The sequence below is a fragment of the Paractinoplanes brasiliensis genome (assembly GCF_004362215.1).
In the GTDB taxonomy this organism is placed as follows: Bacteria; Actinomycetota; Actinomycetes; order Mycobacteriales; family Micromonosporaceae; genus Actinoplanes; species Actinoplanes brasiliensis.
The window spans coordinates 5,812,806-5,824,472 of sequence record NZ_SNWR01000001.1 but is presented as its reverse complement, the minus strand read 5'-3'; the positions used below and the strand labels follow the sequence as shown (position 1 = coordinate 5,824,472).

Genomic DNA, 11,667 nt, shown 5'->3' with positions numbered 1-11,667 from the left:
TCACAGACCGATCCGGCCGTAGGGTCACCGGCATGCGTTATCGATTTCTCGGCCGCACATCGCTGGCCGTCAGTGAGCTCTGCCTCGGCGCGATGACCTTCGGACGCGAGGCCGACGAGGACACCAGTAACCGCATGATGGACCGGTTCGCCGAGGCCGGGGGCACGTTCCTCGACACCTCCGACGCCTACGGGGCGGGACGCAGCGAACAGATCGTGGGCCGCTGGCTCAAACACCACGACCGGGACGACTGGGTCATCTCGACGAAGGTGCGGTGGGGTCCCGGGGGCAACCGCGCGGGCCTGGGCCGCAAACACGTGCTGGCCGCGGCGGAGGGCAGCCTGCGCCGGCTCGGCACTGACCACATCGACCTCTACCACGTGCACGGGTGGGACCCGGCAGCCCCGGTCGAGGAGGTGGTGCGCACCCTCGACGTGCTGGTGACCAGCGGGAAGGTGCGCTACCTGGCGGTGAGCAACTGGGCCGCCTGGCAGATCCAGAAGGCGCTCGGCGTCGCCGACAAGCGGGGATGGGAGCCGTTCGCCGCCATTCAGGCGCGCTACAACCTGCTCGACCGCGAGTTCGAATGGGAACAGGGCCCGCTCGCCGCCGATGCCGGGCTGGGGGTGCTGCCGTGGAGCCCGCTACGGGGCGGCTGGCTGACCGGGCGCTACACGCGGGGCGGGGCGGTGCCGGCCGACAGCCGGGTCGGCATGGCGGACGCCGAGAACTGGGGCGAACGCTGGAGTGTCTACGACAACGAGCGCACCTGGCGGGTGCTGGACACACTGCAGACGGTGGCGGTGGAGTCCGGACGCGAACCGGCGCAGGTGGCGCTGAACTGGCTGCTGCAACGCCCGACGGTCACGGCGCCGATCATCGGGGCTCGTAATCTCGCGCAGCTGGAAGCCAATCTGGGCGCGGTCGGCTGGGACCTGGACGTGGCGCTGGTGGAAAGACTGGACAAGGTCACCGCGGTTGAGCCGCTGCCCTACCCGTACGACATCCTGGCCTGGAGCGTGCACGACGCGGCCCCGGAGTAGGCGACGGCTTACCCGTCGGACGTGCGCGGGGTCTGTCAGATGGATTCCGTCGCCAGCGAGGGCTCACCGGGCACGAACCAGCCGTCGCGCAGCACCGGCACGACCGGGCTGGCGCCGATGTCGCCGGCCACCGTGACGTCCCCGGCGAAACCGTTGGCCCGCAGTTCCCGGCCGCTGGCCGATTCCGGCAGTTCCAGCTCGATCCGGTCGGCGACCCCCCGGTACGCGGCCAGCGCCGCCAGGGCCTCCGGTGAGAACCCCTCCGTGCCGTCCAGCTCGGCCAGCCGGGTCAGGAACGCGCCCGCGCCCCACAGGTCCTCGACGGCCGGGCGCAGCGACCCGTCCGGCCACCGTTCCCCGGCGGCCACCACGGCGATCGGCTTGTCCCCCGCCCGCTCCCACACCCAGGCCGCGGCGGCCGCGGCGTTGCGCAGGCAGACCCCGACCACCGTGCAACCGGCGTCGGCCAGCCGCACCGAGATCGCCGACCCGTTGGGCGACGGCAGCACCAGCCGGTCGATCTTCGCCGCCTCCAGGTCGGTGCGCAGGATGCTCTCGGGCGAGAGCGTGACCTGCCCGGGACCGGCCTGGGAGCGCAGCACCGCCAGCATCGCCCCGTGCCGCCGGGCCACCGCCACCGCCGAGTCGTCGCGCCACCGGTACGGCAGCACGCTGATGCCCTGCCCGACGGCGACGGTGAGCGTGGTGGTGAACGAGAGGACGTCGACCACGGCCACGTACGCCGCGCCGGGCGCCACCGCGTCCGCGCCCACCGGCCCCCAGTCGAATCGAACGCGGAAAATGTCCTGCATGGCCGCAGTCTGCCAGCGGCGGCGGGTCAGAAGTAGGTGGCGAGCACGTCGACCACGCGTCGGTCGGCGTCAACCACCGGAATGTGCCGCCATTTGTCGAAAGCCGTGCACGGGTGGGAGATGCCGAAGCGTACGAGGTCGCCCGGGGTCAGGGTGGTGTCGCCGGTGGACAGGTACGTGTGGTGGTCGTTGAGTTTGGTCACCTCGATGCCGGTGGTGGCCGCGTACGTGCCGTCGGCCCGCCGGATCTCCATCGGCGCCGGCAGCCCCTCGTCGAACGGCGCGTCCCGCTTGCCCATGCCGGCCAGTGCCAGTCCCGGCTCGGGCGCCGAGATCACCTGGGCCCAGATGTCGAGCGCGGCGGCGAGCGGACCCTCCTGCGGCACCCGCAGGAACGGCGTGCGCTCACGATAGAAGCCGTCGTCGTGGGTCACCGAGGCGCCGCTGCGCAACACCAGCGTGGCGTCCACGGCCTTGACCCGCTCCACGACCCGGTCGAACCACGCGCTGCCCCCGGCCGACAGGATCGGGCGCTCCGGCAGCAGACCCGCGGCGCGGAGGCGTTCGAAAGCGGCCATCACCCGGTCGAGGAAGTCGTCCACCTCACGCTGGTCCTTCAACTGCCCCTCGTACGCGGTGAGCCCCGCCAGCTCCAGGCCGGGCGCCTCGGCAACGACCCGGGCCACTTCCTCCACGCCGGCCGGCGACCGGATCCCCGTACGCCCGTTCTCGTGCCCCAATTCGACGAGCACCCGCAAGGAGCCGGCCCCGGCCGCCGCCCTCGCCCCCTCGGCCGAGTCGACCTGGAAGTAGACCTCCCACCCGGCCGCGGTCTCCCCGGCCAGCCACCGCAGCGTGGTCGGGTCGAGCACCTGGTTGGCGATCAGCACCCGCGGCACGCCCAGCCGGCGCAGCACGAGCGCCTGGTTGGCGGTGGCGACGGTCAGCCCCCAGGCCCCGGCCGCCATCTGCCGCGCGAGCAGGCCCGGCGCCATGGTGGTCTTGGCGTGCGGCGCGAACTCCCACCCGTGCCGGCGGCAGTAGGCGGCCATGGTCGCGATGTTGGCCTCGGCGGCATCCCGCCGCAGCACCAGCAGCGGCCAGGTGAACAGTCCCCCGAACAGGTCGGCCGAGATGCCGGCGGCCGAGATCGACCCCTCGGGGATCCAGAAGCCCTTGCTGCGCCAGTCGACGATCACCTCAGGCACGTCCATCGAATACCTCGATCCCCAGGTCACCCATCGGCTCCAGAGCGTTGAGCACCGAAACGAGGCGCTTCTCCTCGCCGATGAAGTGTGTTTCCAGTACGGCGCTGACGGCGTCCAGCTCCTCGCGAGTGGTCGACCGCTGCAGCCGGAACAGCAGGCTCGCGATCATGTTGTGGTCACTCTTGAGGCCGCGCAGGAACGCCTCCAGCTCCGGGTGCCGCGCGCTCAGCAGCGGGAAGACGTTCGCGTCCTCGGCCGTGTGGTGCCTGGTGACCGCCCCGCACAGCGTCATGCAGTACACGTGCAGGTCGTGCGCGTCGCGACCGTCGTCGAAGGCGTCGTAGAGGTCGTCGATCATCTCGCGCAGGCGCAGGTGGGCGCCGATCAGCTGATTCCCGTACGCGCGAAAACGCGCCGTCTCACCTGTGTAGCCGTCGTCCACGGACTTCCCATGGTTCCACGCCTCCATGCCCGCGGCGGCCTGTTTGCCGGGTGCACGCGACGCTCCCCGCAGCTCATCAGACTCACCCGCCCGATGGCAAGCGCTTGGTCATCTCGCGCATCTCGTCCCGCCGGTCGGCCAGGGTCCGCGGGTTGCCGGGCGCGTCCGGGCGCGCGTCCCACGGCCGAGGCCCGCTCAACGGCCGGTAGTTCACGCCGAGCGCGTCCAGCCGGGCCAGGTGATCCGGGAGGCGCGACAGGAATTCCCCGTACGACTTCCGCCCCCACACCGCCTCGGCGAACGCGCTGAGCCGCGGGTACGTCATATAGTCGACGGCGCGGGCCGAGTCCATGTGCTCGGTCCAGACGTTCGCCTGCCCGCCCAGCACCAGCTCGCGTTCCGCCGCCGACAGGCCCTCCGGCACGGGGTCGAACCCGTACACGTCGGCCAGGGTGAGCCGGGTTCCCACCGGGGTCGGCTCACCCGGGTCGTCCGACTGCCGGTAATCGAGGTAGGCCGCGATGTCCGGGCACGACACCACCTGATGCCCGAGCCGGGCCGCGACCAGCGTGGGTTCCGGCCCCCGCCAGGCCGCCACCACGGCGCCGGCCGGAGCGCCGCCCTCCAGGATCTCGTCCCACCCGAAGACCCGCCGCCCCCGCTTCGCCAGGTGCTCGGCCATCAGCGCGGTGAACCACGGCTGCAGCCCCGGGTCGTCCCACTCGTCGGCCGGGCACTCGTCGCCGCCGATGCCGATCAGCTCGCCCGGGAACACGTCACAGAGGTGATCGAGCACGGCCCGGCAGAACGCCAGCGACTCCTCCCCGAGGTTGAGCACGTGGGGCGAGATGCCCCAGCTCGTACGGACCTCGTGCCGCCCGCTGCCCAGGCTCGGATACGCCGCCACGGCCGCCTGCATGTGCCCCGGCATGTCGACCTCGGGCACCACCCGGACGTGCCGCTCCTGCGCGTACGCCACGATCTCGCGCAGGTCGCCGGTCGTGTAGAACCCGCCGTGCGGCCGCCCGTCGAACCTGTCGTGCTGCCGCGCACCCAGCATGCTCTGCGCCCGCCAAGCGCCGACCTCGGTGAGCCGCGGCCGGCCCGGCACTTCCAGGCGCCAGCCCTGGTCGTCGGTCAGGTGCAGGTGCAGCACGTTGAGCTTGTGAAAGGCGGCCAGGTCGACGAACCGCAGCACATCGCCCACCGGCATGAAGTGGCGCGCGACGTCGAGCATCACCCCGCGCCACCCGTACGCGGGCCGGTCCTCGATCCTGACGGCGGGAACCGCCCAGCCGGCCGGCCCACCCCGGCGCAACGCCCGCGGCGGCAACAGCTGGCGCAGCGTCTGGCACCCGTAGAAGACCCCCGCCGCCGACCCACCCGCGATCTCCATCCCGCCGGTCGCGCACGTCATCACGTACGCCTCGTTCGCGAGCCCCCGATCAACCCGGAGCCGCAGCCCGCCCTTGCCCGCGGGCAACGGCAGGCGCAGCGCTTGCCTGAGCCATTGCGCGACCCCGCCCAATTCCGGCGGGCAGTCGACCTCGGTGTCCGCCCCCAGCCGGAACTCGCCGTCGGCCGCGTCAACCGAAACCGGCTCAGGAACCAGCCCCTGCACACTCATCAGCTCAAGATAGTGTCGGCCCGGGAGGTGGCCTTGACGTACGACTTGCTTCTCGCCGGAGGCGACCCCTTCGACGTGGCCGTCACCGCCGGAGTCATCACCGCGACCGGCCCCTCCCTGCCCCGAGACGCCCACGTCGTCGTCGACGTCTCCGGCCTGCTGATCACCCCCGGCCTCATCGACCTGCACACCCACGTCGGCCCCGGCTACTGGTCCGTCTCCCCCGACCCGATCGCCTGGCACACCGGCGTCACCACCTGGGTCGACGCCGGTTCCGCGGGCGCGTACTCACTCGACGCCCTGCGCCACACCGCCGCCCTTTCCGCCGTACGCATCCCCGCCCTGCTCAACATCGCCGCCCCCGGCCTGGCCGCCCGCACCGGCGAGAGCCGCGATCTGAGCAACTGCGACGTCCCGCTCGCCGTCGACACCGTGCAGCGCAACCGCGATCTCGTACGCGGTCTCAAGGTGCGCATCGACCGCGACACCGTCGGCGGCAACGGGGTCGAGCCGCTGCGCCGCGCCCTGGCCGTCGGCGAGGTGTGCGGCGTGCCTGTGATGGTCCACATCGGCACCGCTCCGCCCGCGCTCGACGAGGTGCTCGACCTGCTGCGTCCCGGCGACATCGTCACGCACAGCGCCAGCGGCATCGCGTCGCCGCTCGGGCCGGCCGTGCGCGCCGCCGTCGACCGGGGTGTGCTGCTCGACCTGGGCCACGGCTCGGGCGGTTTCGCCTTCGACGTGCTGGAACGCCAGCTCGACCTCGGCCTGGCCCCGCACACGATCTCGACCGACCTGCACTGCCGCTCGGTCTACGGCCCGGTTTTCGACCTGCCGACCACGATGGCCAAGGTGCTCGCGGCCGGCGTGCCCCTGCCCGACGTGCTCGACATGGTCACCACCCGTCCGGCCCGCGCTCTGGGCCTGCCCGGGGGCGCTCTCGAGCCCGGTTCGCCCGCCGATCTCGCCGTGTTCGAGGTGCGCGCCGAGGAGCAGGAGCTCGTCGATTCCCACCGTCAGACCCGTGTTTCCCCCGTACGCCTCGTCAACGTCGCCACGTACGTGGGCGGCCGCCTGCTCCCGCCCGCCTGGCCCGCCGCTCCCCCGCCGTGGTCGCCGCTCACCGCCGGCCAGCGGGACGCCCTGGCCGGCCGTGAACGGGCCCTGCGCGACCTGCTCAGCACCCCGCTGGTCGGCCCCGAAGCCCTCGAAGAACAGTTCCCACGCACCTCTTAGGAGATCAGCAGATGCCCAAGCGCGCCCTCAAGGCCGGCAAGGCAGCCCCGGCCGGCGGCCCGTACTCGCATGCCGTCGTGGCCGGCGACTTCATCTACCTGGCCGGCTCGGTGCCCGCGCTGCCCGACGGCACCATGGTGACCGGCAGCTTCGCCGAGCAGGCGCACGCCGCGTTCCGCAACCTCGCCACCGTCGCCGAGGCCGCCGGGTCCAGCCTCGACCAGGCCGTCCGCATCGGCGTCTACCTGCGCGACTTCGACGACTTCGCCGAGCTGAACGAGATCTACCAGGAGTACATCAAGGGCCCCGACCTTCCCGTGCGCACCACCCTGCCGGTGCCGCTGGTCGGCTTCGACATCGAGATCGACGCGGTTCTCTACACCGGACCCTGATCGTTCTTCCGTGCGTGGCGCCCCGAGTCTGCTTTGATCGTCTCAGGGCGCCCGACGGGTAACACGTCCGAAACGTCGAGCTGCGAGCATCGCGAAGCGCAACCCGCGGGAGGTCCGTTGTTCCTCAGCCAGCACGAGCAGGAACGCCTGCTCATCCATGTCGCGGCCGACGTGGCGCGACGGCGTCGTGAGCGTGGCCTCAAGCTCAACCATCCCGAGGCGACCGCCGTCATCACCGCTTTCCTGCTGGAGGGCGCCCGGGACGGCCGTACGGTGGCCGAGCTCATGGACGCCGGGCGGCGCGTGCTGACCCGCGACGACGTGATGGACGGCGTTCCCGAGATGCTGGCCGAGGTGCAGGTCGAGGCCACCTTCCCGGATGGCACCAAGCTCGTCACCGTGCACGGGCCGATCTCATGATCCCCGGCGAGATCCTCTTCGGCGACGGCGACATCGAGATCAACCCGGGTCGCGAGGTGCTGACTCTGACCGTACGCAACACCGGTGACCGCCCCGTGCAGGTCGGCTCCCACTTCCACTTCGCCGAGTCCAACGAGGCCCTCGACTTCGACCGAGCGGCCGCCTGGGGCCACCGCCTCGCCGTCCCCGCCGGGACATCCGTACGCTTCGAGCCCGGCATCCCCCGCGACGTCTCCCTCGTCGCCCTGGCCGGCGCCCGCGTGGTCCCCGGCCTGCGCGCCCTGGCCGCCGGCCCCCTCGACAAGCTCGCCACCGACGGCACACCCTCCGCCGCCCCCCTCGCGGGCGGCGCCCCTTCCGACCCCGGCGCCACCGCGGTTCCCCCCGGCGCCGCCTCCTCCCTCCCCCTCAACCCTCTCTCGCCCGACAAATCCGACTTATCCGATTCATCGGGCGGATCGCGAGCGGGTGAACAGCAGGCGGCGGACGGTCGGCAGGCAGCCGGCGACCACGAAACCGCCCGGAACGACGGCCCGGCGCAGCCCGAGAACGGAAGCCTGCGATGACCACCCTGGATCGCGGCCGTTACGCCGCCCTCTACGGCCCCACCGTCGGGGACAGGATCAGGCTGGCCGACACCAACCTGCTCATCGAGGTCGAGGAGGACCGCAGCGCCGGCCCGCGTCCCGGTGACGAGGTCGTGTTCGGCGGCGGCAAAGTCATCCGCGAGTCGATGGGCCAGTCCCGGGCCACCCGCGCCGAGGGCACCCCCGACACGGTGATCACCGGCGCGGTGGTGCTCGACCACTGGGGCATCGTCAAGGCCGACGTCGGCCTCCGCGACGGCCGGATCGTGGCGATCGGCAAGGCCGGCAACCCCGACACCATGGACGGCGTCCACCCCGACCTGGTCATCGGCCCGGGCACCGAGGTGATCGCGGGCAACGGCAAGATCCTTACCGCGGGCGCGATCGACAGCCACGTCCACCTGATCAGCCCGACCATCCTCGACACCGCCGTCGCGTCCGGCATCACGACGATCATCGGTGGCGGCACCGGGCCTGCCGAGGGCACCAAGGCGACCACGGTCACCCCGAACGCGTGGCACCTGGCCCGCATGCTCGAGGCGATCGACGCGTACCCGGTGAACGTCCTGTTGCTCGGCAAGGGCAACACCATGTCGGCCGAGTCGATGTGGGAGCAGCTGCGCGGCGGGGCCGGCGGCTTCAAGCTGCACGAGGACTGGGGCACCACCCCGGCCGTGATCGACGCCTGCCTCAAGGTCGCGGACGCCTCCGGCGTACAGGTGGCCATTCACACCGACACGCTGAACGAGGCCGGTTTCGTCGAGGAGACCCTGCGGGCCATCGCCGGCCGCTCGATTCACGCGTATCACACCGAGGGCGCGGGCGGCGGCCACGCGCCGGACATCATCACGGTGGCCGGGCAGCCCAACGTGCTGCCGTCGTCGACCAACCCGACCCGGCCGTACACGCGCAACACCCTCAGCGAGCACCTCGACATGCTCATGGTCTGCCACCACCTGAACTCGGCCGTGCCCGAGGACCTGGCCTTCGCCGAGAGCCGCATCCGCCCGTCCACGATGGCCGCCGAGGACCTGCTGCACGACCTCGGCGCGATCTCGATGATCGGCTCCGACTCGCAGGCCATGGGCCGCGTCGGCGAGGTCATCATGCGCACGTGGCAGACCGCCCACGTGATGAAGGCCCGCCGCGGCGCCCTGGCCGGGGACACGACGGCCGACAACAACAGGGCCAAGCGCTACGTCGCCAAGTACACGATCTGCCCCGCGGTCGCGCACGGCATGTCGTCGCAGGTCGGCTCGGTCGAACCCGGCAAACTGGCCGACCTGGTGCTGTGGGATCCGGCGTTCTTCGGCGTACGCCCGGCGCTGGTCCTCAAGGGCGGCATGATCGCCTACGCCCAGATGGGTGACGCCAACGCCTCGATCCCGACCCCGCAACCCATGCTGCCCCGCCCGATGTTCGGCGCGAAGGGCGTGGTCCCGGCCCAGACGTCGCTGGCCTTCGTGGCCGAGGCCGCCATCGACGCCCTGCTGACCGACCGCATCGGCGTCAAGCGGGCCTTCACCCCGGTCGAGAACACCCGCGCGGTCACCAAGGCCGACATGCCCCGCAACGACGCCCTCCCCCACATCGAGGTCACCCCCGACACGTTCGAGGTCCGCGTCGACGGCGAGATCATCGACCCCGACCCGGTCACCGAGCTCCCCATGGCCCAGCGCTACTTCCTCTTCTGACATGAGCCTGGCGACGCTGCTTGTGCTCGCCGACGGGCGACTGCCGTCGGGTGGGCATGCACACTCCGGTGGGCTCGAGGCGCAGGTCTCGGCCGGACGCGTGCGGGATTCCGGCTCGCTCGACGGCTTCCTGCGGGGCAAGCTCGCCACCGCGGGCCTGGTGGCGGCGGCGTTCGCGGCCGCGGCCTGCGCCCGGCCGGGTGAGTGGGCCGATCTGGATCAAGGGCTTGATTCCCGTACGCCCTCACCCGCGCTCCGGAAAGCGTCGCGTGCTCAGGGCCGGGCACTGCTGCGTGCGGCCCGCGCCATGTGGAGCCTGCCGCCCGTCGGCCGTGAGGTGCACCAGCCGGTCGCGCTCGGCGTGGTCGCGGGTGCGGGCGGGCTCGGCCCCGAAGAGGCGGCTGTCGCGGCGGCTCACGGCACGGTCAGCGGCGCGGCGTCGGCCGGCGTACGGCTGCTCGGTCTCGACCCGTACGCGGTGCACGGGCTGCTGGCCCGCCTCGCCCCCGAATGCGACCGGATCGCGGCCGGCGCCGCCGCGCACTGCGACCGGCCCGTCGACGATCTGCCGGCCGCGAGCGGACCCCTGCTCGACATCGGCGCCGAGCTCCACGCCACCTGGGAGGTGCGTCTCTTTGCATCCTGAAACTCACACCGTCGCCGGCGGGGCCCTTCCCCACCCGTCCGACGGCTACGTCCCCCCGCACACGCACGACCCGGACGAGGTGCCGCACACCCACCCCGATCCCGGCGTCGACCCGCATCAGCCCCTGACCAGTGGCCCCCGGGCACTGCGGATCGGCATCGGCGGCCCGGTCGGCTCGGGCAAGACCGCGCTGGTGGCCGCGCTCTGCCGGGCCCTCGGCGACGAGTTGCGCCTGGCCGTGGTCACCAACGACATCTACACCACCGAGGACGCCGACTTCCTGCTGCGCAACGGCGTGCTGCCGGCCGACCGGGTGCGGGCCGTCGAGACCGGCTGCTGCCCGCACACCGCGATCCGCGACGACATCTCGGCCAACCTGGACGCCGTGGAGGACCTCGAGTCGACGCTCGGCCCGCTCGACCTCGTGCTGGTCGAGAGCGGCGGCGACAACCTGACCGCCACGTTCAGCAAGGGCCTGATCGACCAGCAGATCTTCGTGGTCGACGTGGCGGGCGGCGACAAGGTTCCGCGCAAGGGCGGCCCCGGCGTCACCACCGCCGACCTACTGGTGATCAACAAGACCGACCTGGCCCCGATGGTCGGCGCCGACCTGGCGGTGATGGAGAGCGACGCCAAGGCCCGCCGCGGCGAGTTGCCGACCGTCTTCCTGTCGCTGGTCGGTGACCGCACCGCCGCGCCCGTCGCGGACTGGATCCGTGGCCTGATCGCCGCGGCATGAGGGCCTTCGCCCGGGTGGTGGCCGAACGGGACACGCTCGGCGGAACCAGGCTGACCGTCCTGCGCAGCGAGTCGCCCCTGTTGTTGCGCCGCACCGGCCCGGCGACGGTCCACCTCGTCGGCGGCGGCGCCGGCCCGCTGCGCGGCGACGACCTGCGGCTCGACATCGAGGTCGGCCCGGGCGCGACCTTGGAGATCCGCAGCGTGGCGGCTCAGCTGGCCCTGCCCGGCCAAGCCCACCTGCAGCCGTCCCGGTTCCTGATCAACGCGACCGTCGCCCCCGGCGGGTCCTTGCGCTGGCTGCCCGAGCCGTTGATCGCCGCGGCGGGCTGCGACCACGGCACCGTCACCCGCGTCGAGGTGGCCGCGGGCGGCTCGCTGCTCTGGCGCGACGACCTGGTCTGCGGCCGCCACAACGAGCCCAGCGGCAACGCCGTCCAGAACACCACCATCCGGTACGCGGGACGCACGCTCCACCGCCACGATCTGTCCGTCGGCCCGGCCGCCCCGGGCTGGTCAGAGGCGGCGGTGCTGGGTGGCGGGCGCGCGCTCGGCACCCTGGTCTCGACGCCCGCGGCCCTGCCCGCCGCCGCGGGGCCGGGCGATTTCGCCGTGATGCCGCTGGCCGGCCCCGGGTCATTGGCCACCGCGGTCGGCGCCGACATCCGGACAGTCCGCGCCGCCCTCGACCCCCTCTGCGAGCCCCGGCCGCAAGCCACTCCCGGACCGCCCAGCGAGCCCCGGCCGCGCCCGCTCGGCAATACCTCTCCGCAACCGGTCGGATAAGCGCCCCCGCCCGGCCCGTCGGGCCAAGGGGCCGGA

13 protein-coding genes are annotated in these 11,667 nt (G+C 72.6%); 9 read left to right on the top strand and 4 right to left on the bottom strand.

Features of this window, described 5'->3' with window-relative positions; translation table 11 throughout:
• Positions 1-32: 32 nt before the first annotated feature.
• Positions 33-1,043 (top strand): aldo/keto reductase, encoded by a 1,011-nt coding sequence (locus tag C8E87_RS26450; protein ID WP_133875588.1) that lies wholly within the window; start codon positions 33-35, stop codon positions 1,041-1,043.
• 35 nt (positions 1,044-1,078) lie between these two features.
• Here the strand turns inward: C8E87_RS26450 and C8E87_RS26445 are convergent, their stop codons facing one another.
• The 4 genes from C8E87_RS26445 to C8E87_RS26430 all read right to left on the bottom strand — a co-directional run bounded on the left by C8E87_RS26445 (position 1,079) and on the right by C8E87_RS26430 (position 5,132).
• Positions 1,079-1,855 carry a 2-phosphosulfolactate phosphatase gene (locus C8E87_RS26445; protein ID WP_133875587.1) on the bottom strand — a complete coding sequence of 259 codons (777 nt, stop codon included), beginning with the start codon at positions 1,853-1,855 and terminating at the stop codon, positions 1,079-1,081.
• Positions 1,856-1,881: 26 nt separating this feature from the next.
• Positions 1,882-3,069 carry an alanine racemase gene (locus C8E87_RS26440; protein WP_133875586.1) on the bottom strand — a complete coding sequence of 396 codons (1,188 nt, stop codon included), beginning with the start codon at positions 3,067-3,069 and terminating at the stop codon, positions 1,882-1,884.
• Positions 3,056-3,505, bottom strand: coding sequence for a hemerythrin domain-containing protein (locus C8E87_RS26435; RefSeq protein ID WP_166661243.1), 450 nt, complete (start codon positions 3,503-3,505; stop codon positions 3,056-3,058). The genes C8E87_RS26440 and C8E87_RS26435 overlap by 14 nt, the downstream gene beginning before the upstream one ends.
• Before the next feature lie 82 nt (positions 3,506-3,587).
• On the bottom strand, positions 3,588-5,132 hold the full coding sequence (locus tag C8E87_RS26430) for a beta-N-acetylhexosaminidase (RefSeq protein ID WP_133875584.1): 1,545 nt from the start codon (positions 5,130-5,132) through the stop codon (positions 3,588-3,590).
• 27 nt (positions 5,133-5,159) lie between these two features.
• Here C8E87_RS26430 and C8E87_RS26425 point away from each other — a divergent pair, with 27 nt between their 5' ends.
• From C8E87_RS26425 to C8E87_RS26390, 8 genes are all read left to right on the top strand, one after another.
• Complete coding sequence (locus C8E87_RS26425) at positions 5,160-6,368, top strand: amidohydrolase family protein (protein ID WP_243755178.1); 1,209 nt, start codon at positions 5,160-5,162, stop codon at positions 6,366-6,368.
• Positions 6,369-6,379: 11 nt separating this feature from the next.
• On the top strand, positions 6,380-6,760 hold the full coding sequence (locus tag C8E87_RS26420; RefSeq protein WP_133875582.1) for a RidA family protein: 381 nt from the start codon (positions 6,380-6,382) through the stop codon (positions 6,758-6,760).
• A 117-nt stretch (positions 6,761-6,877) separates the two neighbouring features.
• Complete coding sequence (locus tag C8E87_RS26415; protein ID WP_133875581.1) at positions 6,878-7,180, top strand: urease subunit gamma; 303 nt, start codon at positions 6,878-6,880, stop codon at positions 7,178-7,180.
• Positions 7,177-7,746, top strand: a complete 570-nt coding sequence (locus C8E87_RS46995; RefSeq protein ID WP_133875580.1) for an urease subunit beta — start codon at positions 7,177-7,179, stop codon at positions 7,744-7,746. The genes C8E87_RS26415 and C8E87_RS46995 overlap by 4 nt, the downstream gene beginning before the upstream one ends.
• Positions 7,743-9,461, top strand: coding sequence for an urease subunit alpha (locus C8E87_RS26405; RefSeq protein WP_133875579.1), 1,719 nt, complete (start codon positions 7,743-7,745; stop codon positions 9,459-9,461). Before C8E87_RS46995 ends, C8E87_RS26405 begins: the two co-directional genes overlap by 4 nt.
• A gap of 1 nt (position 9,462) precedes the next feature.
• A complete protein-coding gene (locus tag C8E87_RS26400; RefSeq protein WP_133875578.1) occupies positions 9,463-10,107 on the top strand; it encodes an urease accessory protein UreF in 645 nt (214 codons plus the stop codon).
• Positions 10,097-10,846 (top strand): urease accessory protein UreG, encoded by a 750-nt coding sequence (gene ureG / locus C8E87_RS26395; protein WP_307870596.1) that lies wholly within the window; start codon positions 10,097-10,099, stop codon positions 10,844-10,846. The genes C8E87_RS26400 and ureG overlap by 11 nt, the downstream gene beginning before the upstream one ends.
• A complete protein-coding gene (locus C8E87_RS26390; RefSeq protein WP_133875577.1) occupies positions 10,843-11,631 on the top strand; it encodes an urease accessory protein UreD in 789 nt (262 codons plus the stop codon). The genes ureG and C8E87_RS26390 overlap by 4 nt, the downstream gene beginning before the upstream one ends.
• The last annotated feature ends 36 nt before the right edge of the window (positions 11,632-11,667 follow it).